This is a genomic window from Mycobacterium pinniadriaticum (assembly GCF_026242045.1).
Classification (GTDB): Bacteria; Actinomycetota; Actinomycetes; order Mycobacteriales; family Mycobacteriaceae; genus Mycobacterium; species Mycobacterium pinniadriaticum.
Genome location: NZ_JAPJDO010000001.1, coordinates 229960 through 254281 on the forward strand (window position 1 = coordinate 229960; position 24322 = coordinate 254281).

The following is a 24322-nucleotide window of genomic DNA, read 5'->3' on the forward strand; positions in this document are numbered from 1 at the left end:
TAGCGTCAGCGGCATGAGTCTGACCGAGATCCCGCTCACCACGCTCACCGGTGCGCCCACCTCGCTGGCCGATTATGCCGACCGCGCGGTGCTCCTGGTCAATGTGGCCTCCAAGTGCGGTCTGACCCCGCAGTACGCGGCCCTCGAACAGCTGGCCCGCGACTACGCCGACCGTGGCCTGGCCGTGATCGGGGTGCCGTGTAACCAATTCATGGGGCAGGAGCCCGGGACGCCGGAGGAAATCCAGACCTTCTGCTCGACCACCTACGGGGTGACATTCCCGCTGCTGGCCAAGACCGATGTCAACGGGCCCGAGCGGCATCCGCTCTACGCCGAGCTCACCACCTTTGCCGACGACGAGGGGCAGGCCGGCGACATCCAATGGAATTTCGAGAAATTCGTCATCGCGCCCGGCGGCACGGTGGTCAACCGGTTCCGCCCGCGCACCGAGCCGGATGCTCCCGAAGTGGTTGCCGCGATCGAGGCCGTGTTGCCGGGCTGAACCGGATAGACGCCTGACATCTGGCTGCCCGACACCCTCCGGAAACCTGAAATTGCCACACTGCGAACGTGGCTGGGCAACTCATCGTGTCGGTATCCGGGATCAATCAACGGACGCTGGGCTACCTCGACGAGTTCTGCGGCTTGCTCGGCGCCCGACAGGTGCCGCTGTCGCTGCTCGTCGCGCCCAGGCAGAAGGACGGCTATCGCCTGGAATCCGATCCCCGCACCATCGAATGGCTGACGAGCCGCCGAGCCGGCGGTGACGCGGTGGTCCTGCACGGGTTCGATGCGGCCGCCACCAAGAAGCGCCGCGGCGAGTTCGCCAGCCTGCCTTCGCACGAGGCCAATCTGCGGCTGATGGGTGCCGACCGGGTCCTCGAACACGTCGGCCTGCGGACGAGGCTGTTCGCCGCCCCCGGCTGGACAGTTTCCTCAGGCACCGCTTTCGCGCTGCCACGCAACGGCTTCCGGATGCTTGTCGAGCTGCATGGGATCACCGATCTGGTATCGAGCACGACAGAACGCGCGCGGGTGGTCGGTATCGGTGAAGGATTCGTCACCGAGCCGTGGTGGTGCCGCACCCTGGTGCTGTCCGCGGAGCGCACCGCGCGCCGCGGCGGCCTCGTCCGATTGGCCGTCACAGCCCGGCAACTCGGTAAGGTCGGGCCCCGCCAAGCGATGCTCGACGCGATCGATCTGGCGCTCATGCACGGCTGCTCGCCGACGGTGTACCGATGGGGATCAGGCGCCGCCCCCGCAACTTCAGCGGCCTGAGCCGGACGCCGTCGTCGCCATCCCGCCGTCGACCGGGATGATCGCCCCGTTAACGTACGCGCCGGCCCGGCTGGCCAGGAACACCGCGATACCGGCCATGTCGTCGTCGCGCCCGATCCGTCGCATCGGCGATGCCGCCGCGATCGCATCCCCGAAGGCGTCGAGCGTGGCGGCCATCATCTTCGACTGGAACGGTCCCGGCGCTACAGCGTTGACCGTGACATGCTGCGGTCCAAGCTCTTTGGCCAACACGCGGGTCAGCTGGTGCAGTGCGGCCTTGCTGGCCGAGTAGGAGTAGGTGTGGGTGATCGGGACGTGGATTCCGTCGATGCTGCCGATGTTGATGATCCGCGCCGGGTCGTCCTGGGTCCCGGCCTTGCGCAATGCGTCCGCCAGCTCCTGAACCATCCAGAACGGTGACTTCACGTTGAGGTCGAGCACCTTGTCCCAGGCCGACGCCGGAAACGACTCCAGCGGTTCACCCCACGTCGCTCCGGCGTTGTTGACGAGGATGTCGAGCTTGTCGGTGCCGGCCAGAACCTCGGCGGCCAGCCGTCGGCATTCCTCCTGGCGGGATAGGTCGGCCGGGATAGCCCGGACCGGGCCGAAGGCCGAGAGCTGCTCCACCGCCTGTTCGCACTTGTCGGCCTTGCGGGAGCTGATGATGACGCTGGCACCGGCCTGCAGCAGACCGCGCGCGATCATCATCCCGATACCGCCGCTCCCGCCGGTGACCAGCGCGGTCTTCCCGGACAGCCCGAACAGCTTGGCCAGATCCGCTTGGCTCATGCGCAATCCGCCTTCGGCTTCGTGCTTGTCCTCATGCGCAATCCGCCTTCGGCTTCTTGCTTGTCCCCATCAAGAACCTTTCACAACAACGTGTTTCAGAACCGGACCGAATTTTCCTCGGGCAGCACTCGGAAGTCGGTGTCAGTCATCTCGGTGAGCCGACCGTAGTAGATTCCCCGAGCCTCCGGGGCCACTATGCCCTGATGGATCGGCACGGCGTGCGTTGGCGCCACCGCCCGCAGAAAGTCGACTGCCTCGGAAATCTTCATCCAGGGAGCGGCGGCCGGAGTGGCCAGGACGTCCACCGGCTCATCGGGCACGAACAGCGCATCGCCGGGGTGCATGAGTCGGGCGGGATGGTCGGCGTCGCCGATCAGATACGAGATGTTGTCGATCACCGGGATCTCCGGATGAATGACGGCGTGCCGACCGCCGACCCCGCGGATGGTGAGCCCCCCGACAGTCAGCTCGTCGCCGACGTGTACCGCGCGCCAGGGGCCGCCGAGTTCGGCCGCGGTGGCCGGATCGGCGTACAGGACAGCGTTCGGGTTGGCCTCGACCAGGGCCGGTAGCCGTTCCCGGTCTGCGTGGTCGGGGTGTTGATGGGTGATCAGAATCGCCGACAGGCCGGTCACGCCCTCGAAACCGTGGGAGAAGTTCCCGGGATCGAACAACAGCGTGGTGCCGTCGAACTCGGCGAGAAGACATGAATGCCCGAAATGCGTCAGTTCCATGTCTACGATTGTGCGCGCATGGGGAGGCGTCAGATCGTGCGGTTGGTCATCGCGGTATTGCTGGTGGCTTGTGGGCTTGCCGTCGCGCCGCCTGCTGCCGCCGAGCCCAATCTCTGTCCGCCCAATTGCGACCGCATCCCCGACGCCGCCTGGATCGCCCCGTGGGCGGTGCCGCTCAATGCTCGATACACCTGGCCGCGGTTGGCCGCGGTGGCGGTGACCGCCACCGTGCCGCGGTTCCGCTTCGAGGAGTTGTGCGGCACGCCGCCGGTCGCGGCCGATCCGCGCGCTTACGCCGTCGCCGAACGGGCCAGCGTGGTCAATCCGGTCGGGCAGTGGCAGCTGCAGGCCACCGTGGTGCACTGGCGCGGGGAGACCTGGCGTGGCGGTGAACTTGCCGAAGATGTCTTTCAGCGGGCCGTCGCCGCGTTGCGCTCGTGTCAACGCACCGATCCACTGGCCTCCCCCTCGCTGACCGTGGACCAGCCGGACCGGATGGCCGCGGTGATCAGCGGACCGGTGATCCTGCACCAATACCTGGTGGCCAGCCCTGCCAACAGCACTATCACCGAGCTGGCGCTCTGGTCCACCGCGCCGCCGCTGACGCCGTGGCCCACGGACGCGGACGCGGACGTGCTCGACGCACTCGGCGCGCCGCTGTGCACCGCCTACATCGGGTCGTGTCCGTGAGCCGCCGGTAGAGTTACCTCGCAATAATTTCCCGACGTCAGCAGGAGAGCCTGTGGCCCGTGTGGTTGTCAATGTGATGCCCAAAGCCGAGATTCTCGACCCCCAGGGTCAGGCGATCGTCGGCGCATTGGGCCGGCTGGGTCATGCCGGCATCTCAGATGTCAGGCAGGGCAAGCGATTCGAGCTCGAAGTCGACGATTCGGTCAGCGATTCCGAACTCGCTGAGATCGCCGAATCGCTGCTGGCCAACACCGTCATCGAGGACTGGTCAGTCACCCGGGAGCAAGCGTGAGCGCGCGGATCGGGGTCATCACCTTCCCGGGTACGCTCGACGACGTCGATGCCGCCCGAGCGGTGCGGCTCGCCGGTGCTGAAGCGGTCAGCCTCTGGCACGGCGACGCCGACCTGAAGGGCGTCGACGCCGTGGTGGTGCCGGGCGGATTCTCCTACGGGGACTACCTGCGCTGCGGTGCGATCGCGAAGTTCGCCCCGGTCATGGGCGAGGTCATCACAGCGGCGAATGCCGGCCTGCCGGTGCTGGGCATCTGTAACGGCTTCCAGGTGCTGTGCGAGGCCGGCCTGCTGCCGGGCGCCCTGACCCGCAACGCCGGTCTGCACTTCGTCTGTCGCGATGTCTGGCTGAAGGTCGACTCGATCACCAGCGCGTGGACGACCCGCTACGAGTGGGGTGCCGAGTTGTTGGTACCGCTGAAATCGGGTGAGGGCCGCTATGTCGCCGGCGAAGCCGTGCTCGACGAGCTGGAGGGCGAGGGCCGGGTGGTGTTCCGCTACGCCGACAACCCGAACGGCTCGATGCGCGATATCGCCGGGATCAGCTCGGCCAACGGCCGGGTGGTCGGATTGATGCCGCACCCCGAGCACGCCACCGAGGCGCTGACCGGGCCGTCCGACGACGGGCTGGGACTGTTCTACTCCGCGCTGGATGCGGTGCTGGCCGCCTAAGCCGTTGCGATTTCGGCGCGCAAACCGCCGCCAGGCGAACGAAAGCGCGCCGAAATCGCGTCTGTCAGGCGCTCAGCGCCACGGCGCCGCCGTCGACCGGCACGATAGCCCCGTTGATGAAGCCGGCGGCGCGGCTGACCAGGAAGGCGACGACGCCGGCGATCTCGTCGGCCCGGGCGACCCTCCCGAGCGCTCGCGTCTGGGCCAGCCCGTCGATGAATCCCGGTATGCCCGCGGTACCCGGAGTCTCGGTGGGCCCGGGTGACACCGCATTCACCCGCACCCCGGACTTGCCGAACTCGTCGGCCCACACCTTGGTGAAGAGCTCCAAACCAGCCTTGCTGGCGCCGTACCCCCCGGCGCCCTGGCCGGGAGTCGAGGCGACCACGGTGGTGATGTTGACCACGGCGCCGGTGCCGCGGGCAGCCATCCCGGGAACCAGCTCGCGCACCAGAATGAACGGCGCGCGCAGATTGGTGTTGAGCTGAGCGTCGAAATCGGCATCGGTGGTGTCGGCCGTCGCTGCGAAGGTGTAGATGCCGGCGTTGTTGACCAGGATGTCCACCTGGCCGGCCGCGCGCGCCAGCCGGCCCACTTCCTCTGCATTGCTGAGGTCGGCGGCGATGAATCGCGCTGCACCACCGGCATTCTCGATGTCCTGCACGACCTTTCTGCCGCGCTCGGCGTCGCGGCCATGGACGATCACGTCGGCGCCACCACGGGCGAGTTCGAGTGCGATCGCGTATCCGATCCCGGAGGTCGCCCCGGTTACCAGTGCTGTCGTCATGAAGTGCACGACACCTGCGCCCGATCGATTATTCCGAGCCTGCGGTCCGCGTGCTCTCGACAAAGCTCAGGCGGTCAGCGCGACCGACGCCTCGGCCGTGTAGCAGAGGAATGTCAGCGTCTCCTGCAAGTAGAGCTGCACGGTGTCGGCATCATGGCTCAGGTAGCCGATCGCGACGTCAGTGCCGAGCTGCAGATCGAAATCGCCGCCGCGGGTACTCAGCACGAACGCGCCGTCGATTGCGGGCGCCCAGATGATCTCACCGTCGACCAGCCGGTTGAGGTGCTCGCGGATCGGATAGCCGTGCTCGGTGGTCTCGCTCACCTTGGTGTAGGCATCAGCGGACAGCAGCACCGAGTAGGGGCCGTCCACACCGGCCAGCCGCAACTCAGACAGTGCTTGGGCGAAGACGTCGGGATACTCCCGGGCATCCTCGGGCAGCGCCAGCGCCGGGTTGGAGCTGGCGCTGCGGATCCCGCCGATCGACGCCGCCGAGTAGCCCTCGAAGATCGCGCGGTCCTCGATGAACGCCAGTTTCTTGGCGGCGTCCTTCACCGGATCCCAGTCGGAGTCCTGCGCACCGCGCTCCACATCGTCGATGGCGGTGCGAGACACGGTGAACGGCACCCGCAGCCGCACCAGCGGCTTGGATTCCCGAAGGTGGGCCACCACGCCATCGGCCGGGGCGGGCACATCGCGCAGATGGCCGGTGCTCACCGCGGCGGTCACCGGGCCGCCGGGATCACTGACATCGACGACCCGTCGGCCGGCGATGTGGCGCTTGAATGTCCGCGTGGCCTCCAATTCGATTTCACTCCAAGCAGACTCGGTGATTGGAGCGAGCTCGCGGTAGAGGTTGTTCATCAGGGCTGTCCTTTCAGGCTGCCGATCGCCAGTGAGCCGTCGGATGTGGTGGCTGGTGCCGGGGGAGCCGCCGGGACGTCACCGGAGCCCGGCCTCGGCGGCGGATCGTCGAGGAAATCGGCGATGGGGGTGAAGAACATCGTGCCCGTCAGGGCAGTGGAGAAGTCCAGGATGCGATCGGTGTTGCCGGGCGGGTCGCCGAGGAACATCTTCTCCAACATCCTCTCGGTCACGTCCGGCGACCGTGAGTAGCCGATGTAGTAGGTGCCGTACTCGCCCGTGCCGACTTCGCCGAAGGGCATGTTGGCCCGCACGATCTTGAGCTCGTTGCCGTCGGCGTCTTCGACGGTGTTCAGGGCCACGTGGGAGTTGGCCGGCTTCACATCATCGTCGAGCTCGATGTCCTCGAGCTTGGTGCGACCGATGACGTTCTCCTGTTCGGTCACCGACAGCGACTCCCAGGACGTCATGTCATGGACGTACTTCTGGACGTGGACGTAGCAACCGCCGGCGAAATCCGGGTCCTCGTCGCCGATCTCGGTGGCACTCAACGCTTGTGGACCATCCGGGTTCTCTGTGCCGTCGACGAAGCCCAGCAGGTCGCGGTTGTCGAAGAACTTGAATCCGTGCACTTCGTCGACGATGGTGATTGCGCCCGCCATCGCCTTGACGACCCGGCCGGCCAACTCGAAGCAGACATCGAGCACCTCGGCGCGGATGTGGAACAACAGGTCGCCCGGTGTGGACGGGGCGTGGTGGCGGGGGCCGCGCAGTTCGACGAACGGGTGCAGATCCGCCGGCCGCGGCCCGGCGAACAACCGGTTCCATGCGTCGGATCCGATCGACGTCACCATAGACAGGTTCTTGGCCGGATCGCGGAAGCCGATCGCCTTCACCAAACCACCCAGATCGGGCAAGGCGTCGTGCACAGCCGCTTCGCCACCCTCGTTGATCGTGGCCACCAGAAAGATGGCGGCGGGTGTCAGGGGAGCCAGAACCGGTTGGGGTAGCGGGGAGGGCACCATCTGACCCTAACGAAAATGATGTCGGCGATGATGGTGAACATGTCCACAGGTGCCACCGCGCACGGGTTGTGCGAGTTCATCGATGCCTCGCCGTCGCCGTTCCACGTCTGCCACACGGTCGCGCAGCGCTTGACGGCCGCCGGATTCACCGAGCTGGCCGAGACCGACCGATGGCCCGAGGGCGGTTCAGCCGGTCGGTACTTCACGGTGCGGGCCGGCTCGCTGGTGGCGTGGAATGCCTCTGAGCACAGCAGCGGCAATTCACAGCGGCCCTTCCGCATCATCGGCGGCCACACCGACAGCCCCAACCTGCGCGTCAAGCAGCATCCGGACCGAGTGGTGGCCGGGTGGCAGGTCGTCGCGCTGGAACCCTACGGCGGCGCGTGGCTCAACTCCTGGCTGGACCGTGACCTGGGAATCAGTGGCCGGCTGTCGGTTCGCGACCCCGACGCCGAGGGGGGTGTGTCGCACCGGCTGGTGCGCATCGACGAGCCCATCCTGCGGGTGCCGCAGCTGGCCATCCACCTCGCCGAGGACCGCGCGGCGGTCAAGCTCGACCCCCAGCGCCATCTCAACGCCGTCTGGGGGCTCGGCGAGGAACCCCGGTCCTTCCGCGACTACGCCGGCGAGTGGGCCGGAGTCGCCCCGGCCGACCTGCTGGCAGCCGACCTGATGACCCACGATCTGACCCCGTCAGCCCTCATCGGCGTCGAAGATCAGTTCGTCAGCGCACCCCGGCTGGACAACCAGGGCACCTGTTACGCCGGCCTGGAGGCGTTCCTGGCCGCAGAACCACGCGGCTATCTGCCGGTGCTGGCGTTGTTCGATCACGAGGAGGTCGGCTCGACCTCCGATCACGGCGCGCAATCCGATCTGCTGCTCACCACGCTGGAGCGCATCGTGCTGGCGGCCGGCGGCGACCGGGAGGATTTCCTGCGCCGGCTGACCGCGTCGATGGTCGCCTCCGGCGATATGGCTCACGCGACGCACCCCAACTATCCCGACCGCCACGAACCCGGGCATCTGATCGCGGTCAACGGCGGGCCGGTGCTCAAGGTGCAGCCGAACCTGCGCTACGCCACCGACGGCCGGACCGCGGCCACCTTCGAATTGGCCTGCCGCCAAGCGGGAGTGCCGCTGCAGCGCTACGAACACCGCGCCGATCTGCCGTGCGGTTCGACCATCGGACCGATGACCTCGGCGCGCACCGGCATTCCCACAGTGGACGTCGGAGCGGCCCAGCTGGCCATGCACTCCGCCCGCGAACTGATGGGCGCGGCCGACGTCGCGGCGTATGCGGCTGCGCTGCAGGCGTTTCTGTCGCCGGCGTAACTCCTCTGCGCCCAGCGGCCGACATCGCCGCCCGGACGCGCCAGCGTGCTGGTCCACGGCTTCAGCGCACCCGCCGTCGCGCACTGCTATGCCCGCTGGCAGACCCGACGGCGCAGCCGCGTCAGCTGCAGGAACCCTAGTTTGAGTCACGAGTATCAACACGAGATTTGCGTCTCACTAACCTCTCTCTCGAATCTGCCGAACCGAGGAATTCAGACGGCACTTACCCGCGCTCAGATGGACGAGAAGCTCGACGAGCATTTCCGCTTCGAAATGTCCGATGATGTCGACGGGGTCCTGGCGACCCTTGCCGGAGACGTCGAACACGACATCGTCGGCACGCCAGGTGGGCCGACGAGCGGCCGCGAGAACGTCTGGGTGGACTTGGTCGCCATCATCGAACAACTGCCGCCGGACTGACGCGATGGGCGCAGCGACGACGGGCCGGCACGACCAGCGAGCCCGCACCCGAAAAGACCTGCTGGAAGCCGCCTCTCGCCTGTTGAGGCAAGGTCACATGCTGACCATGGAAGAGGTCGCCGCCGAAGCGCAGGTGTCCAGGGTTACGGCACATCGCTATATCCCCAACGCCGAGATGCTGGTCGTCGAGGCCACCCCGGACTGGGCTACTCCCGAACCCGGCGACATCTTCGCGACAGCCTCCGACGATCCAGTGGAGCGGGTGGAGCTGGTCGATGACGTGTTGACCGAAATGATGGCCGCCAACGAGCCGGCCTTCCGGATCATGCTGGCGCAGTCGGTGCGACGGGGCATCGAGGGCGGGGATTATCCGGTCCGGCAGAACCGGCGGACCGCCCTGATCGAGGCGGCGCTGGCCCCGGTGCGTGATCGGTTTCGGCCGGACAAGCTGGACTCGCTGACCAGCGCACTGGCGGTGCTGCTCGGAATCGAGTCGATGGTGGTGTTCACCGACGTTCTGCAGTTCGACGCCGCTCGGGCCCGCGAGGTCCGGCGGTGGGCCATTCGTGCCCTGGTCGACGACGCTCTCGTCGCCAAGCCCGGCCAAGGCGCGGGTGCGAACTAGACTGTTCACGTGACATCTGGGCTCACTGGAGCTGTCGACACCGTCGACCGTGCGACGACCACCCCCGAGCATCCGCAGCCGTATCGCGAACTCGGCCTCAAGGACGACGAATATCAGCGGATTCGGGACATACTCGGCCGCAGGCCCACCGACGCCGAGCTCGCGATGTACTCGGTGATGTGGAGTGAACATTGCTCCTACAAGTCGTCGAAAGTGCACCTGCGCTACTTCGGCGAGACCACCACCGATGAGATGCGCTCCTCGATGCTGGCCGGAATCGGTGAGAACGCGGGAGTGGTCGATATCGGCGACGGCTGGGCGGTGACGTTCAAGGTCGAGTCGCACAACCACCCGTCCTATGTCGAGCCCTACCAGGGTGCGGCCACCGGTGTCGGCGGCATCGTGCGCGACATCATGGCGATGGGTGCGCGCCCGGTGGCGGTCATGGACCAGCTGCGGTTCGGGGCGGCCGACGCCCCAGACACCCGTCGGGTCCTCGACGGCGTGGTTCGCGGGATCGGCGGCTATGGCAACTCGCTGGGCTTGCCCAACATCGGTGGCGAGACCATCTTCGACCCCTCCTACGCCGGCAACCCTCTGGTCAACGCGCTGTGTGTGGGCGTGCTGCGCAAGGAGGACCTGCACCTGGCGTTCGCCTCCGGTACCGGCAACAAGATCATCCTGTTCGGTGCGCGCACCGGTCTGGATGGCATCGGCGGGGTGTCGGTGCTGGCCAGCGACACCTTCGGCGGCGACGAGGGGTCCGGGCCGGGCCGCAAGAAACTGCCCAGCGTGCAGGTCGGTGACCCGTTCATGGAAAAGGTGCTCATCGAGTGCTGCCTCGAGCTGTACGCCGCCGGTCTGGTGATCGGCATCCAGGACCTGGGTGGTGCCGGATTATCCTGCGCCACTTCGGAATTAGCGTCAGCAGGCGACGGCGGAATGGCCATCCAACTGGACAAGGTGCCGCTGCGGGCGGCCAACATGACCCCGGCGGAGATCCTGTCGAGCGAGTCGCAGGAACGCATGTGCGCGGTCGTGGCCCCGGGCAACGTCGAGAACTTCATGGCCGTGTGCCGCAAGTGGGATGTGTTGGCGACGGTGATCGGCGAGGTCACCGACGGCGACCGGCTGCAGATCAGCTGGCACGGCGAGTGCGTCGTCGACGTCCCACCGCGCACGGTTGCCCACGAGGGTCCGGTCTACCAGCGCCCGCTGGCGCGCCCGGACTGGCAGGACGCATTGAACGCGGACACATCCGCCGCGTTGCCGCGGCCGGTCAGCGGTGCTGAGCTCCGCGCGACATTACTTGCACTGGTTGGCAGTCCGCATCTGTGTAGCCGAGCGTTCATCACCGAGCAGTACGACCGCTATGTGCGCGGCAATACGGTGCTCGCCGAGCATGCCGACGGCGGTGTGCTGCGCATCGACGAATCCACCGGGCGTGGTATCGCGGTGTCGACCGACGCCTCGGGCCGCTACACCCAACTCGATCCCTACACCGGCGCGCAACTCGCACTGGCCGAGGCCTACCGCAACGTCGCCGTCACCGGCGCCACCCCGATCGCGGTCACCAACTGTCTGAACTTCGGCTCGCCCGAGGATCCCGCTGTGATGTGGCAGTTCGCCCAGGCTGTTCGCGGACTGGCCGATGGCTGTGCGGCACTGGGGATTCCGGTCACCGGCGGCAACGTCAGCTTCTACAACCAGACCGGGGCGACCGCGATTTTGCCGACGCCCGTTGTGGGTGTACTCGGAGTCATCGACGACGTGAGCCGGAGATTGCCGACCGGATTGGGTAACGAGCCGGGAGAGACGCTGTTCCTGCTCGGGGACACCCGCGACGAGTTCGACGGCTCGATCTGGGCGCAGGTCAGCGCCGACCACCTCGGGGGCGTGCCACCGAAGGTGGACCTGGGCCGCGAGAAGCTGCTGGCCGAGGTGCTCACCGCGGCGTCCCGAGACGGCCTCGTGTCGGCCGCACACGACCTGAGCGAAGGCGGCCTCATCCAAGCCGTTGTCGAGGCGGCGCTGGCCGGTGAAACCGGTTGCCGCATTGTTCTTCCCGAGCATGCCGACCCCTTCGTGCAATTGTTCTCGGAGTCGGCGGGCCGCGCCTTGGTCGCCGTGCCGCGCACCGAAGAGAGCCGCTTCACCGCGATGTGCGAGGCCCGGGGTCTCCCGACGACCCGCATCGGGGTGTCCGACCCTGCTTCGGATTCCGTTGAGGTCCAGGGCTTGTTCACTGTGACCCTGGACGAGCTGCGCACCACCTCCGAGAAAGTGCTGCCCGGGCTCTTCGGATGACCAGCACGGTCGACGACGCCACGGGTGAGACGCTGGCCCCGCCAGAGTCGAGGCGTCGCCGCGAATCGCTGATCGAGTGGGCGTGGAGCCTGGTCCGGCTCGACTTCGTCGGCGTGGCATTCGGTGCCTTCTTCTTCTGTCTGTCGCTGACACCGTCGTTGCTGCCGCGTGACTGGGTCCTGGCCGGGGTGATCGGCGGCATCAACGCGGCGATCGGTTACGGGCTCGGTGTGTTGGCCGGCAAGGTGTTTCGACGGCTCTTCCTCGAACGCCGGCCATGGTGGCCGCCGGGCACAAAGGTCCTGTACACGCTGAAGACCGTGACGGTCGTGCTGTCGATCGGCGCCAGCGTGGTGATGCTCGTGCCGGCGGCGGCCTGGCAGCGCCAGATCGCGGCGGTCATGGGGATCGAAGGTCCGTCCACGCTGGTCTATCTGCGAACCCTGGTCGTCGCGCTGATCACCGGCGGCGCGCTGGTCGGCGTGGCCCGGGTGATCAAGGATGCCATCAAGTTCCTCGCCCGGGTGATGATCCGGCGTTGGGACGTCAACGACGAGGTGGCCATGTTCATCGGCACCGCGATCGTGGTGGTGTTGATGATCACCCTGGTCAACGGTGTGCTCTACCGCGGCTTCATCGCCGGCGCGCGCACGGTGTTCCAACCCCAGAACGACACCACCCGCCCCGGTATCTCTCAACCGGTTGAACCCGAAAGATCAGGGAGCTCAACATCGTTTGCACCGTGGGACACCCTCGGGTTCCAAGGCCGCAACTTCGTGGCTTCCGGTCCGCACGCGGCCGAGCTGACCGAACTCAACGGGCGTCCGGCCAAGGAGCCGATCCGGATCTACGCCGGCCTGGAGACCGCCGACACCACCGAGGGCCGGCTGGCGGTTCTGCTGTCGGAACTGCAGCGCACCAAGGCGTTCGACCGCAAAGTGCTCGTCATCATCCCCACCACGGGCACCGGGTGGGTCGATCCGGTGGCGGCCCGATCAATCGAGGCGATGTACAACGGCGACACGGCGCTGGTGGCCATGCAGTACTCGTATCTGCCGAGCTGGATCTCCTTCCTGGCCGATCGGCAGAAGTCCGTCGAGGCAGGCACGGCGATGATCGACGCGATCCATCAACGCTGGTCGCAGTGGCCCGAGGGCAGCCGGCCCAAGCTGATGCTCTACGGCGAGAGCCTGGGCTCGATGGCCGGTCAAGGCGCTTTCGGCTATCTGCCCGACGTCGTCAACATGGGATTCTCCTCGGTGCTGTGGGTCGGACCGCCCAACGCCAGCACACTGTGGAAGGCCCTGACCGTGAGGCGCGACCCGGGCACCCCCGAAATCCAGCCGTGGTATGACGCCGGACGCACCGTCCGGTTCGCCCAGGCGGCCGGTCCGGCAGAGATCGCCGGGGTTGCAGCGTCCCCGCCGTGGAAGGGCACCAGGGTGCTCTACCTCCAACACCCGTCGGATCCGGTGGTGTGGTGGACACCCGACCTACTCTTCGAAAGACCGGACTGGTTGAAGGAACCGCCCGGCTTCGACCGCAGTGCGGCGATGCGCTGGTATCCGATCGTCACGTTCTGGCAGGTCAGCGCGGATATGGCCGGCAACGTGACCAGCTCGCAGGCTTCGCCGATCGGGCATGGCCACAACTACGGTGACAGCCAGCTCGACGGTTGGGTCGCGGTGGCGGCTCCGGACGGTTGGACGCCTGCTGACACCGAGCGGATCCGGCTTGCGCTGGACAACGCCATCGCCGCGGGTGGTCCCGAATTCCAGTGAATCGCAACAGCTACCGGGCACTGGCCCTGGCCTCGGGACTTGTCGTCTACAGCCTCACCGCCGGCCTCGAGTTGCCGGGACGGCGTCATCCCGTCGTCCAGGCGTCACTGGGTACTGGTTTGGCGCTGGCGACGCGAGCGCCGCTGGGGCTGCGTCCCGGCGGGCTGCGGTCGGGTTTGCGGTGGGGCGGGGCGGCGGCCGGCGCAGTGGCCGCTGGTGTCGCTGTGACCACGGCGGTGCCGTCGGTACGGACCGCGATGAGGGACCGGGAACTGCCGGCTTCTCCGGTGCAGTGGTTGGCCTTCGAGATTCCCCTGGGCACGGTCTGGTCGGAGGAGATGGCGTTTCGCGCGGCGCTGGGGACCGCCGCGGCGACGGCATTCGGGCACCGTGGCGGTGCTCTGCTGCAGGCGGCGGCTTTCGGGCTCTCGCACATCCACGATGCCAGAGCCAGCGGCGAGCCGGTCGCCGGCACGGTGCTGGTGACGGGCTTGGCCGGCTGGGCGTTCGGCTGGTTGGCCGGACGGTCGGGCAGCGTCCTGGCACCGGTGCTCGCACACCTGGCGATCAACGAAGCCGGTGCGATCGCGGCGCTTGTGGTGCAACGGCGCTCGGGCTAGTCAGCGGTCGTGGGCACATCGCGGCTGTCCGGCACCAGGTCGTGCGGTTCGGTGTCGGTGTCGTCGATGCCGAAGCTGATGATCCGTTTCGGGGTGATTCGGATGATGGCGGCGTCGATGTGCGCGCTTGCGGGCCGTGCGGCGTCGGCCTGCTCGGCCGTGCCCCGGATTTCCAGACACCGCACCCGCCACGGGCTGCGCGACGCGATGTCATCGACGACGAACGCGACGGTGTTGTTGGTGGCCAGATTGCGGAACTTCTTGCTCTTCGACATCCGATAACCGACGACGTCGATGGTGCCGAGCGCCTCGTTATAACTGAAGCCGACAGGGCTGTTCTGCAGTGTGCCGTCCGGCTGGATAGTGGCCAGTCTGCCGAGGTCCGCCGAGTTCAGGTACTCGATTTCGTGCGGTTTGAAGGACATCGCTAGACGGTAAAACCTCAAGTGCCGTTGATGTCAATGTCGTCGTGGCACCTACAGCCGCCATACTCGAGTCCATGCCCGCCCGCCGCAGCGCAGACCCCGACGCGACGTTGGCCGCGGTGCGGGCGGTGGCGGACTGGCTGCGCGACGAGTCCGCGGCCACCCCTGACCGGGCCGCGGTCGCGGCGGCGGTTCGGTTGACCGCCCGCACCCTCGCCGGAGTGGCGCCGGGTGCCAGTGTGGAGGTCCGCATCCCACCTTTCGTTGCAGTGCAATGCATCTCCGGTCCCCGCCATACCCGCGGCACTCCACCCAACGTCGTCGAGACCGATCCGCGGACGTGGCTGCGTCTGGTGACGGGCCTGCTCGACGTCGACTCGGCAGCGAATCGCGGGGCACTGCGGCTGTCCGGCTCGCGGGCCGGCGAGGTGGCGTCCTGGCTTCCCCTGGTGACGATCGGCGAGTAGTCGGCCCGACACTCGGCGTTCAATTCCGCGTTTCCCCCCGATGCCCGTAAACTGAGTTACGTCACCGACCCCCGCCAGGGAGCAGCCCATATCGTGACCGAAGAACTCGAAAGCCCACCAGCAGAAGAATGCGGCGTCTTCGGAGTTTGGGCTCCGGGCGAAGATGTTGCCAAACTCACTTATTACGGGCTTTATGCCCTGCAGCACAGGGGCCAGGAGGCAGCCGGTATCGCTGTCGGCGACGGCTCGCAGGTGCTGGTCTTCAAGGATCTCGGCTTGGTCAGCCAAGTGTTTGACGAACAGACCCTGGCCGCGATGGAAGGCCACGTCGCCATCGGCCACTGCCGTTACTCGACGACCGGCTCCACCACCTGGGAGAATGCCCAGCCGGTTTTCCGTAACACCGCGGCGGGCACCGGAGTCGCGTTGGGTCACAACGGAAATCTGGTCAATACCACCGAATTGGCGGCGCGGGCGCGCGACGCCCGGCTGATCAACCCGAACATGCCCGGTGCGGCGACCACCGATTCCGACATCCTCGGAGCCCTGCTGGCCCACGGTGCGGCGGACTCCAGCATCGAGCAGGCCGCTCTCGAGCTGCTGCCCGGTGTGCGCGGCGCGTTCTGCCTGACCTTCATGGACGAGACCACGCTGTACGCCGCCCGCGACCCGTTCGGGGTGCGTCCGCTGGCGCTGGGGCGGCTGGACCGCGGCTGGGTGGTGGCTTCAGAAACCGCCGCGCTCGACATCGTCGGCGCGTCCTTCGTCCGCGACATCGAACCCGGCGAGCTGCTGGCGATCGATGCCGACGGGGTTCGCTCCACCCGGTTCGCCAACCCGACCCCCAAGGCCTGCATCTTCGAGTACGTCTACCTGGCCCGCCCGGACAGCACGCTGGTCGGCCGCTCAGTGCACGCCACCCGCGTGGACATCGGCCGACGGCTCGCCAGGGAGAAGCCGGTCGAAGCGGACCTGGTCATCGGGGTGCCGGAATCGGGCACCCCGGCCGCCGTCGGGTACGCCCAGGAATCCGGCATCCCGTTCGGGCAGGGCCTGATGAAGAACGCCTACGTCGGGCGGACCTTCATCCAGCCATCGCAGACCATCCGCCAGCTGGGCATCCGGCTCAAGCTCAACCCCCTCAAAGAGGTGATCCGCGGCAAGCGGCTCATCGTCGTCGACGACTCGATCGTGCGCGGCAACACCCAGCGCGCACTGATCCGGATGCTGCGGGAAGCCGGCGCCGTCGAGGTGCATGTGCGCATCGCCTCGCCGCCGGTGAAGTGGCCGTGCTTCTATGGCATCGACTTCGCCACCCCGGCCGAACTGATCGCCAACGCGGTGGACGACGAGGGCGAGATGCTCGAAGCGGTGCGCCACGCGATCGGAGCAGACTCGCTGGTCTATATCTCTCAGCAGGGCATGATCGCAGCGACTGAACAGCCGCCGACCCGGTTGTGCTGCGCCTGCTTCGACGGCAACTACCCGATCGAACTGCCCGGCGAGACGGCTCTCGGCAAGAACGTCGTCGAGCACATGCTGGCCACCGCCGCCCGCACCGGCTTGCCGATCCAACCGGTCCAGACCGACAACGACAACGTTTCGGCGCTGAGCCGTCCCTGAGGATCATTCCGCCGCATCGATGACCTGGCGGACCCGCGCGCCCAGCCTCGACGACAGCAGTGGACGCTGCACGAACCAGGACAACCGCCCCACCAACCCGCGCGGGAAAAAGATCCAGCGCTGTTCGTAGCGGCTGCCGCTGCCTTGCGACGTCACCCGCATCTCCAGCCAGCGCGAGCCCAGCCTGCTGTCCTCGTCGCGAAGCCGCAACAGGTGTCCCGGGTCGCGGGTTTCCACCTGCCAGTGCGGTGGGGCGGCGCGTTCCACCGCTTCCCAGAGCTGCTCGCGGGTGGCCGGTGTGGGCTGTGACCGATGGTCGACATACACGACCGCGCCCGCCCATTCCGGATCGCCGGGCAGCTGCGCGGCGGTTCCGCCGTCCCAGGTGGTCTCGACCTCGCCGCGGGTGATGCAGTCCAACGCCAGCGCTACCGCTTCCCGGTACGGTGTCGGCCCTCCCGCCGGTGGCTCGATGATGGTGTCGATGTCGTGGTTGTCCATGACGGCATCGCAGTGCAGGGATTCGACCAGCGGGCGGGCCAGCCCCGACGGAATCGGCGTCACCAGTCCCACCCACAGCGCGGCGATTCGGGGCGTCAGGACCGGCAGCACCAGCATGCGTCGGCGTGCCAGCCCGGCGACTTCGGCGTAGATCTGCATCATGTCGCCGTACTCCAGAACATCCGGGCCGCCGACGTCCCAGGCTCGCGATGTCGGCACCGTCGCGGTGGCGGCGGCCGACAGGTAGTGCAGAACGTCGCCGATCGCGATCGGCTGGATCTTGTTGTGCACCCACCGCGGCGTCGTCATCACCGGCAGCCGATCCGTGAGGTGACGGATCATCTCGAAAGACGCCGAGCCCGAACCCACCACGACGCCGGCCTGCAGCACGATCGTTTCAATTCCGGACGCCATCAGGATCTCGCCGACGGTGGTGCGCGATGCCAGATGTGTTGAGAGTTCGGCATCGTCGGGGTGCAGACCACTGAGGTAGACGATGCGACGGACGCCCGCGCGGCGGGCGGCGGCGGCGACGTTCTGCGCGGCGCGACGCTCCTCGGCGGCGAAATCGGAGGAGGTACCCATCGAATGGACCAGGTAGTAGACGACGTCCACATCGGTGAAGGCGTCGCTGAGTGAGGCGGTGTCGGTCAGGTCGCCGCGGGCGACTTCGATGCTGTCGCGCCAGGGCACGCCGGCGAGCTTGTCCGGCCTGCGCGCCAGCGCGCGCACCGTGAAGCCGTCGTCCAGCAGTCGCGGCACCAGACGGCCACCGACATATCCGGTGGCACCGGTCACCAGGCATCGGGTTCGCTGCACCGACATGGGTCCTCCATTCACCGGCTCCTGAGATTCTGAGCCGATGACCGCAGGGATTGCCGGTTATTGGGCAGGGCAACCCGGATTGGGCAGAGTGCTCGCCTCGAATCGGGTGCCAGAACCGCCGCGCCTACCGCCGGAGGCGTCGCCAACCGCACTTAATGCCCCACGGTCGACGGCTTCCCCGTGTCGGAGACGGTGTTACACAATGTCCTCATGGCGTTTCGCGGGTGGCCGATCGAGGCGGTCGAGTTCTACGAAGGCTTGGAGGCCGACAACTCCAAGGTTTACTGGACCGAGCACCGGGCGATCTACGACCGTCAGGTGAAGGCGCCGATGGAGGAGCTGCTCACCGAACTCGCCGAGGAGTTCGGCGCGGGCAAATTGTTCCGGCCCTACCGCGATGTGCGGTTCAGCGCCGACAAGGCGCCCTACAAGACCAACTGCGCAGCGATGATCGGCTCGGGTTATGTGTCGTTCTCAGCCGAGGGGCTATCCGTCGGCAGCGGCCTGTACATGCCGGACCCGGCCGCGCTGGCCCGCTACCGTGCCGCCGTCGACGAGGAGAAGTCCGGCGCCCAGCTCGCCGGGATCGTCGCGGCGTTGCACCAGGGTGGCTACGAGACGATGGCGCACGACGTGCTCAAGACCGCGCCGAAGGGATATCCGAAGGATCACCAGCGTATCGAGCTGCTCCGGCACAAGGGGATCGCGATGATGAAGACTTGGCCGGTCGGCGCCTGGCTTGGCACTGCGAAGGCCAAGGATCGGGTGGTCACCGCATTGCGGGCGGGGGCGCCGCTCCGGGACTGGCTGGCCACCAACGTCGGCTGACGGTGGCCTGTATCGGCGTCGGTCGGCGACCGGTAGCCTTATGCGCGATGACGGATCGCGAGGACGACAACCACATCTCCTACGCATCGGCCGGGGTGGATATCGAGGCTGGTGACCGCGCGGTCGAGCTGTTCAAGCCGCTGGCGAAGCGGGCCACCAGGCCCGAGGTGCGTGGCGGGCTGGGCGGGTTCGCCGGGCTGTTCGCCTTGCGGGGCGGTTACCGGGAGCCGCTGTTGGCCGCCTCGACCGACGGTGTCGGCACCAAACTGGCGGTGGCCCAGGCCATGGACAAACACGACACCGTCGGCCTGGACCTGGTCGCAATGGTTGTCGACGACCTTGTGGTGTGCGGCGCCGAGCCGCTGTTCCTGCAGGACTACATCGCCGTCGGACGCACCATTCCCGAGCGGGTCGCCGCGATCGTGGCCGGTATCGCCGAGGGCTGTGTCGCCGCCGGATGCGCGTTGCTGGGCGGGGAGACGGCCGAACACCCGGGGCTGATGGAACCCGACCACTACGACATCTCGGCCACCGGGGTCGGCGTTGTGGAGGCCGACGATGTGCTGGGACCTGAGCGGGTGCGTCCCGGCGACGTGATCATCGCGATGGGTTCCTCGGGTCTGCACTCCAATGGTTACTCGCTGGCCCGCAAGGTCCTGCTCGACATCGACCGGATGGACCTGGCGGGCCACGTCGAGGAGTTCGGTCGCACTCTTGGCGAGGAACTACTCGAGCCCACCCGCATCTACGCCAGGGACTGCCTGGCGTTGGCCGCCGAAACGCAGGTCCGCACCTTCTGTCACGTCACCGGCGGCGGGCTGGCCGGCAACCTCGAACGGGTCATTCCACATGGACTGGTCGCCGAACTCGATCGCGGAACCTGGACTCCCGCACCGGTATTCGCGATGATCGCGCAACGAGGGCGGATCGACCGCGTTGAGATGGAGAAGACGTTCAACATGGGTGTCGGCATGGTCGCCGTCGTCGCGCCGGAGGACACCGACCGCGCGCTGGCGATCCTGACCGCCCGCCATTTGAACTGCTGGACGCTGGGCACTGTCACCAAAGGGAAGGACGGCCCACGAGCCAGGCTCGTGGGACTACATCCACGGTTCTAGGAGACCTAGACCCACGCTTTTGGAAGGGGTCGGCGCTTCAGCGCCGCCAGCTGCCCTCGTCGGCCCACGGGTCGTCGTCGAACCCGTTGTCGACGGTGTCGGGCTCACTCGAACCCGACCCTGACAGCTCTTGCTGGAGCCGGTCGAAATCGGTCTGCGGGGAGCTGTACTTCAGCTCCCGAGCAACCTTGGTCTGCTTTGCCTTTGCCCGGCCGCGGCCCATGGGGGAACCCCCTCGCGCAATAACGGAGCGGCCCGGGATGCAGGCGGCTCCGATCTGTGTGTTCGTTATTGTCCTGCCAACACCTTACCGTGCCCCGCTGCGATGTGCTGGCAGGCCCGTTCGGCCGGGGGTGAACGTCACAACCCGCCGCGGCGCAGGCGTTCGACGGCCAGCCGACCGGCGCCCACCGCGTCACCCGGCGGCAGCGACTCCGAGTCGATCTCCGCGGCCACCTGATGCTCGCCGCCCGTGGTCAGCGCGGTGCCGGCGAGAATGCCCCGCTTCACCAGTGCCAGGGCGATCGGGCCGAGATCGACGTGATCGACGACGGTGCCCACCCGGCCGACGACACGCCCATCGGCCAAGAGCGGATCCCCGGTCGCCGGGCGCTCACCCGACCCGTCGAGGTGCACCAGGACCAGCATTCGGGGTGGCTTACCGAGGTTGTGAACGCGTGCCACGGTCTCCTGCCCGCGATAGCAGCCCTTGTCGAGATGAACCGCCCCCTGCCCGGGCGCACCGATCCAGCCCGCCTCGTGGGGGATGGTTCGCTCGTCGGTGTCCACCCCCAGCCGCGGGCGCAGCGCGGTGACCCGGTGCGCCTCGTACGCCCAGATCCCGGCGCGGCGTACCCCGGCGGCCTCCAGCCGGGTGAGCCAGTCGGCGACACCGGCGCGCGGAACCAGCAGGTCGAGTTCGATTTGGCCGGATGGTGCGGGCGCCCGGCGCAGGAATCCGCCGCCGGTGACCGGCACGGCCGCCGACTCGGCGGGCAGGTCGTCGAGGCCAAGGGCCGCAAGCACGGCGGCGTCAGCAAGGCGCGGACCGAGCAGCGAGAGGACGGCGAGGTCGGCGGTATCGGCGGTCACGTCCGCCCAGAACACCATCCTGCGCAGGTAGGCCAGCAGGGGTTCACCACGCCACGGCTCGGTATCGAGATAGGTGACCCCGCCCAGCTCGGTCTGCACCCAGTGATCTTCGACACGACCCTGCCCGTCGAGGCTCAGATTCTCGGTGGACGTACCGTCGGGCAGCTCGCTGACGTGTTGGGTCGAGATCGAGTGCAACCAGCTCTGCCGGTCGGTCCCTGCCAGCGTGAGTACGGCGCGGTGTGACCGGTCCACGACGACGGCGTCGTGGGTAGCGGAGCGCTGCTCGCCGAACGGGTCCCCGTAATGCCAGATCGCACCGGCGTCGGGGGAACTGTCAGGAGTGGGGACGGCTGACACACATCAACTCTACGGGGCTGCCAGTACGCTGTGGCTTCATGCCTGGAATGCCCAGCCGGCCATCGGTGGTCGTCACTCTCGACTGCGAGGTACATGATCCGGGCCGGCCGCTGTTGTTCGCCGACGACCTCGCCGCGGTGCGCGGCGACGGCATCTTCGAGACGCTCCTGGTCCGAGACGGACGTGCCTGCCTGGTGGAGGCGCACCTGCGCCGACTGGTCCAGTCCGCCAAGATGATGGACCTGCCCGAGCCGGATCTGCCCGCGTGGCGGCGGGCCATCGGGATCGCGGTCGGACAGTGGGCGTCGCTGACCGCAGGGGAGGGTGCCCTGCGACTGGTCTACAGCAGAGGCCGGGAAAGCGGATCGGGCCCGACCGCCTATCTGACCATCAACCCCGTCCCGGAGCGGGTCTTCACCACCCGGCGCGACGGAATCGCCGCGGTGCTGCTTGATCGCGGCCTGCCCGCCACCGGAGTCGACTCCATGCCGTGGCTGCTGGCCGGCGCCAAGACGTTGTCGTATGCGGTGAACATGGCAGCGTTGCGGCACGCCGCGGACAAGGGGGCCGGCGATGTGATCTTTGTCAGCTCCGACGGGTATCTGCTCGAAGGGCCCCGCTCGACGGTGGTGATCGCCACCGATGACGGCGCGGGCGGCACATGCTTTCTCACCCCGCCGCCGTGGTATCCGATCCTGCGCGGAACCACCCAGCAGGCGCTGTTCGAGGTCGCTCGCGACAAAGGCTACGACTGCGACTTCCGCGCGCTGCGGCCGTCGGATTTGTTTGACGCCCAAGGCGTTTGGCTTGTGTCCAGTATGACGCTGGCGGCTCGGGTGCATACCATCGGCGGTCGTCATTTACCGCCCACCCGACTGGCCGCCGACGTTGCGGCGCTAGTCGATGCAGCGATCGTCAGTGATCGCTGATCGCTGATCGCGAAAACCTGTTGGCACCCCAGTCGTACGGCGGGTACGGTCAGCCGTACACAGGGAAGGAGGTGGTCCGGGAAATTGATAGCTTCTAGGACATGTGAGGTGGCTGCCCGCTAGCAGCACCAGGTGCCGGGAATCATCTGCGCCCTGCGCGCGCTGGCGAATTCCAGGCAGCTACCCGGCCCCCGAGCCCTTGGTCTGTCCCACCAGGAATACCGGCTCGGGGGCCGCCCCATTTCCGGGGTCTTCGTCGATGCCCCGCTCAGTGCTGCGGTGGCGGTGTGGGCGCGAGCGAAGCGCACGCCTGTAGTCCCTTGTCCCACACCGATTGGTCGACGCCCGGTGGTGCCGGCGGCGGGTCGCCGGGTTGACCGCCGTGCCCACCCGGACCGCCCTGTGGTGGCGGGCCCTGCGGTGCGGGCACGCCGTTCTCGGTCATGCACTTGACAAACGGATCATTGGGTCCGCCCGGCTTGTCGGGCGCTGCCACGCTCGATGGAGAACAGGCCACCACGGCGCCGATCAGAGCCACCCCGAGGGCGCTCACGGCCGCGGCCTGCAGTCGCAGATTCATCGTCGACTCCTTACTTCGGTAGTGAACTTCGCCGACGATATTGAGCCTCTTTAGATGTCAGTTAGCTCGAAGCTGTGCGGCGACTGTGGATGGACATCTGGATAGCGTTGAGGGGACTTCCATTTCGGCCTCGCACCGGGCCGGCTCTCGCCGTCGTGCGCGGTGATCGAGGTCGTCGTGTCGAACGTTTCCAAATCACGAGCAATCAGGGTTGACGACGTATGGACAAGTGGTCGAGCATGATTCGGCCATGCCTTCCGGGATGCCGCGCGGGTGGCAGTTCTCGGCCTCAGGCCATGGTCGGGGCGCACAACCCGCCGATGGCGGCTAGGACGCCGGCCCCGGCTGCAGTGCAGAGCACGCTTTCCTCGCCTGCTCCCACACGCCGGGGTCAACGCTTGCCGGTGGACCGATCACGGCGCTACCGGCCGACTCGGGCACGCCGTGCTGGTGCAGGCACTGCGCCAGCGACCCGTGCCCGGCCGGGCTGTCACCAGTGGTGACGGGCGTGGAGGCGTCGGTGCTGCTCGGCGCGGGACTGATCGCCGTCGGCTGTGACGGGGTCGGGGCCGGTGTACAGCCGGCGAGCACTGCTGCCGCAGCCGCCGCGGCGGCCCCGAGAGTCGGGCGGCGCATCAGCCGACGTATCGCGTCAGCCGGGCCGACAGGTGCGGAACCAGACCCCCGTCGGCGTCCACCCGCTCCTCGACATAGGCCAGATCGCCGCCCTCGACGATCCCGTAGAGCCGCTTGGCGCCACCGACGAGCACGCCGGACTTGCTCCGCGCCAGGGCATCGGTCACCAGCTCCCAGGACGACTGTGTGCGCGGCTGACCGTAGAACAACTCGATGTAGCCGGCGGAGTGCGCCAGCAGCAATTCGATGGCCTGCGACTCGCCGGGGTCGGCCGGATCGCTGACGAACCGCCAGAAGCCGGTCTCACGCAGGCCCGGGGAGTGGTAGTCGCCACTCTCGTCGAGGCGCCAGGATCGGGCATCCCAGTTCAGGTAGTCGCCGCCGTCATGCGAGACGATGATCTGCTGCCCGAAGTGGTAATCGCCGTGCGGCCCGCGGCCTTCGCCCTCACCGCGCCATACTCCGACGAGCGGCAACAAGGCCAGCAATGCGTCGTGCAGGTCGGCGCCCAGTCGCAGGTTGGCGGTGTCGGCGGGCAGCGGCAGGTCATCGAAAACCGGGATGTTGCGACCGGCCGTCTCCTTGGCCCGCTGGGCCGCGGCGGCTACAGCGCGATCACCGCTACTGGAGATGTCCTCGGAACTCACGACTCGTCGGTGATCAGTCGGTAGAGCGCGTACAACGCGAACCAGGTGATGAGCACGACCGTCGCGACCAGCAGGA

Annotated in this window: 28 protein-coding genes; 16 read left to right on the plus strand and 12 right to left on the minus strand. The window is 67.6% G+C overall.

The window, feature by feature from the left end:
• The first annotated feature begins 13 nt into the window (after positions 1-13).
• Positions 14-502, plus strand: a complete 489-nt coding sequence (locus tag ORI27_RS01175) for a glutathione peroxidase (RefSeq protein WP_265994625.1) — start codon at positions 14-16, stop codon at positions 500-502.
• Positions 503-570: 68 nt separating this feature from the next.
• The gene (locus tag ORI27_RS01180) at positions 571-1278 is read left to right on the plus strand and encodes a DUF2334 domain-containing protein (RefSeq protein WP_265994624.1); all 708 of its coding nucleotides are present in this window, start codon (positions 571-573) and stop codon (positions 1276-1278) included.
• On the opposite strand, the gene ORI27_RS01185 is transcribed toward ORI27_RS01180, so the two are convergent.
• Together ORI27_RS01185 and ORI27_RS01190 are read right to left on the minus strand one after the other, a co-directional pair.
• Positions 1267-2067 (minus strand): SDR family oxidoreductase, encoded by an 801-nt coding sequence (locus tag ORI27_RS01185; RefSeq protein WP_323055516.1) that lies wholly within the window; start codon positions 2065-2067, stop codon positions 1267-1269. The two genes, ORI27_RS01180 and ORI27_RS01185, sit on opposite strands and share 12 nt — an antisense overlap.
• 95 nt (positions 2068-2162) lie before the next feature.
• Positions 2163-2801 carry an MBL fold metallo-hydrolase gene (locus ORI27_RS01190; RefSeq protein ID WP_265994622.1) on the minus strand — a complete coding sequence of 213 codons (639 nt, stop codon included), beginning with the start codon at positions 2799-2801 and terminating at the stop codon, positions 2163-2165.
• On the opposite strand from ORI27_RS01190, the gene ORI27_RS01195 reads away from it, so the two are divergent.
• From ORI27_RS01195 to purQ, 3 genes are read left to right on the plus strand one after another with little or no spacing between them, the layout of a single operon-like run.
• Positions 2778-3491 (plus strand): ATPase, encoded by a 714-nt coding sequence (locus ORI27_RS01195; RefSeq protein ID WP_265994621.1) that lies wholly within the window; start codon positions 2778-2780, stop codon positions 3489-3491. The genes ORI27_RS01190 and ORI27_RS01195 overlap by 24 nt on opposite strands.
• A 52-nt stretch (positions 3492-3543) precedes the next feature.
• Positions 3544-3783, plus strand: a complete 240-nt coding sequence (gene purS, locus ORI27_RS01200; RefSeq protein ID WP_265994619.1) for a phosphoribosylformylglycinamidine synthase subunit PurS — start codon at positions 3544-3546, stop codon at positions 3781-3783.
• A complete protein-coding gene (purQ, locus tag ORI27_RS01205) occupies positions 3780-4454 on the plus strand; it encodes a phosphoribosylformylglycinamidine synthase subunit PurQ (RefSeq protein WP_265994618.1) in 675 nt (224 codons plus the stop codon). The genes purS and purQ overlap by 4 nt, the downstream gene beginning before the upstream one ends.
• Before the next feature lie 64 nt (positions 4455-4518).
• On the opposite strand, the gene ORI27_RS01210 is transcribed toward purQ, so the two are convergent.
• The 3 genes from ORI27_RS01210 to ORI27_RS01220 form a co-directional block, all read right to left on the minus strand.
• Positions 4519-5241 (minus strand): SDR family NAD(P)-dependent oxidoreductase, encoded by a 723-nt coding sequence (locus ORI27_RS01210; protein ID WP_265994617.1) that lies wholly within the window; start codon positions 5239-5241, stop codon positions 4519-4521.
• A gap of 66 nt (positions 5242-5307) precedes the next feature.
• Positions 5308-6105, minus strand: a complete 798-nt coding sequence (locus ORI27_RS01215) for a family 1 encapsulin nanocompartment shell protein (protein ID WP_265994616.1) — start codon at positions 6103-6105, stop codon at positions 5308-5310.
• On the minus strand, positions 6105-7130 hold the full coding sequence (locus ORI27_RS01220) for a Dyp-type peroxidase (protein WP_265994615.1): 1026 nt from the start codon (positions 7128-7130) through the stop codon (positions 6105-6107). The genes ORI27_RS01215 and ORI27_RS01220 overlap by 1 nt, the downstream gene beginning before the upstream one ends.
• A gap of 39 nt (positions 7131-7169) precedes the next feature.
• Between ORI27_RS01220 and ORI27_RS01225 the strand changes: the two genes are divergently transcribed.
• The 6 genes from ORI27_RS01225 (at position 7170) to ORI27_RS01250 (ending at position 14215) form a co-directional block, all read left to right on the plus strand.
• A complete protein-coding gene (locus tag ORI27_RS01225; protein WP_265994614.1) occupies positions 7170-8462 on the plus strand; it encodes a M18 family aminopeptidase in 1293 nt (430 codons plus the stop codon).
• A 237-nt stretch (positions 8463-8699) separates the two neighbouring features.
• The gene (locus ORI27_RS01230; RefSeq protein WP_265994613.1) at positions 8700-8882 is read left to right on the plus strand and encodes a hypothetical protein; all 183 of its coding nucleotides are present in this window, start codon (positions 8700-8702) and stop codon (positions 8880-8882) included.
• Positions 8883-8886: 4 nt separating this feature from the next.
• Positions 8887-9507: a TetR/AcrR family transcriptional regulator gene (locus ORI27_RS01235; RefSeq protein WP_265994612.1), complete on the plus strand. Its 621-nt coding sequence runs from the start codon at positions 8887-8889 to the stop codon at positions 9505-9507.
• A gap of 9 nt (positions 9508-9516) precedes the next feature.
• Positions 9517-11814: a phosphoribosylformylglycinamidine synthase subunit PurL gene (purL, locus tag ORI27_RS01240; RefSeq protein WP_265994611.1), complete on the plus strand. Its 2298-nt coding sequence runs from the start codon at positions 9517-9519 to the stop codon at positions 11812-11814.
• A complete protein-coding gene (locus ORI27_RS01245; protein WP_265994609.1) occupies positions 11811-13595 on the plus strand; it encodes an alpha/beta hydrolase in 1785 nt (594 codons plus the stop codon). Before purL ends, ORI27_RS01245 begins: the two co-directional genes overlap by 4 nt.
• Positions 13592-14215 (plus strand): Rv0804 family intramembrane glutamic endopeptidase, encoded by a 624-nt coding sequence (locus ORI27_RS01250; protein ID WP_265994607.1) that lies wholly within the window; start codon positions 13592-13594, stop codon positions 14213-14215. The genes ORI27_RS01245 and ORI27_RS01250 overlap by 4 nt, the downstream gene beginning before the upstream one ends.
• On the opposite strand, the gene ORI27_RS01255 is transcribed toward ORI27_RS01250, so the two are convergent.
• Complete coding sequence (locus ORI27_RS01255) at positions 14212-14640, minus strand: PPOX class F420-dependent oxidoreductase (RefSeq protein ID WP_265994606.1); 429 nt, start codon at positions 14638-14640, stop codon at positions 14212-14214. The two genes, ORI27_RS01250 and ORI27_RS01255, sit on opposite strands and share 4 nt — an antisense overlap.
• 74 nt (positions 14641-14714) lie before the next feature.
• Between ORI27_RS01255 and ORI27_RS01260 the strand changes: the two genes are divergently transcribed.
• Complete coding sequence (locus ORI27_RS01260; protein WP_265994605.1) at positions 14715-15107, plus strand: sterol carrier family protein; 393 nt, start codon at positions 14715-14717, stop codon at positions 15105-15107.
• A 90-nt stretch (positions 15108-15197) separates the two neighbouring features.
• On the plus strand, positions 15198-16730 hold the full coding sequence (gene purF / locus ORI27_RS01265) for an amidophosphoribosyltransferase (RefSeq protein ID WP_265994849.1): 1533 nt from the start codon (positions 15198-15200) through the stop codon (positions 16728-16730).
• A gap of 3 nt (positions 16731-16733) precedes the next feature.
• Here the strand turns inward: purF and ORI27_RS01270 are convergent, their stop codons facing one another.
• On the minus strand, positions 16734-18056 hold the full coding sequence (locus tag ORI27_RS01270; protein ID WP_265994604.1) for an NAD(P)H-binding protein: 1323 nt from the start codon (positions 18054-18056) through the stop codon (positions 16734-16736).
• Between the two features lie 210 nt (positions 18057-18266).
• On the opposite strand from ORI27_RS01270, the gene ORI27_RS01275 reads away from it, so the two are divergent.
• Both ORI27_RS01275 and purM read left to right on the plus strand, forming a co-directional pair.
• Positions 18267-18884 (plus strand): DUF2461 domain-containing protein, encoded by a 618-nt coding sequence (locus tag ORI27_RS01275; RefSeq protein WP_265994603.1) that lies wholly within the window; start codon positions 18267-18269, stop codon positions 18882-18884.
• A gap of 47 nt (positions 18885-18931) precedes the next feature.
• A complete protein-coding gene (gene purM, locus ORI27_RS01280) occupies positions 18932-20002 on the plus strand; it encodes a phosphoribosylformylglycinamidine cyclo-ligase (protein ID WP_265994602.1) in 1071 nt (356 codons plus the stop codon).
• A gap of 37 nt (positions 20003-20039) precedes the next feature.
• Here the strand turns inward: purM and ORI27_RS01285 are convergent, their stop codons facing one another.
• Together ORI27_RS01285 and ygfZ are read right to left on the minus strand one after the other, a co-directional pair.
• Entirely contained in the window at positions 20040-20225 is a 186-nt protein-coding gene (locus tag ORI27_RS01285; protein WP_265994601.1) for a DUF3073 domain-containing protein, read from the minus strand.
• A 137-nt stretch (positions 20226-20362) separates the two neighbouring features.
• Positions 20363-21454, minus strand: coding sequence for a CAF17-like 4Fe-4S cluster assembly/insertion protein YgfZ (gene ygfZ / locus ORI27_RS01290; protein WP_265994600.1), 1092 nt, complete (start codon positions 21452-21454; stop codon positions 20363-20365).
• Positions 21455-21519: 65 nt separating this feature from the next.
• Here ygfZ and ORI27_RS01295 point away from each other — a divergent pair, with 65 nt between their 5' ends.
• A complete protein-coding gene (locus ORI27_RS01295; protein ID WP_265994848.1) occupies positions 21520-22383 on the plus strand; it encodes an aminodeoxychorismate lyase in 864 nt (287 codons plus the stop codon).
• 268 nt (positions 22384-22651) lie between these two features.
• On the opposite strand, the gene ORI27_RS01300 is transcribed toward ORI27_RS01295, so the two are convergent.
• The 3 genes from ORI27_RS01300 to ORI27_RS01310 form a co-directional block, all read right to left on the minus strand.
• On the minus strand, positions 22652-22963 hold the full coding sequence (locus tag ORI27_RS01300; protein ID WP_265994599.1) for a hypothetical protein: 312 nt from the start codon (positions 22961-22963) through the stop codon (positions 22652-22654).
• Between the two features lie 327 nt (positions 22964-23290).
• Entirely contained in the window at positions 23291-23599 is a 309-nt protein-coding gene (locus tag ORI27_RS01305; RefSeq protein ID WP_265994597.1) for a hypothetical protein, read from the minus strand.
• On the minus strand, positions 23599-24246 hold the full coding sequence (locus tag ORI27_RS01310) for a heme-binding beta-barrel domain-containing protein (protein WP_265994595.1): 648 nt from the start codon (positions 24244-24246) through the stop codon (positions 23599-23601). Before ORI27_RS01310 ends, ORI27_RS01305 begins: the two co-directional genes overlap by 1 nt.
• Positions 24247-24322: the final 76 nt, after the last annotated feature.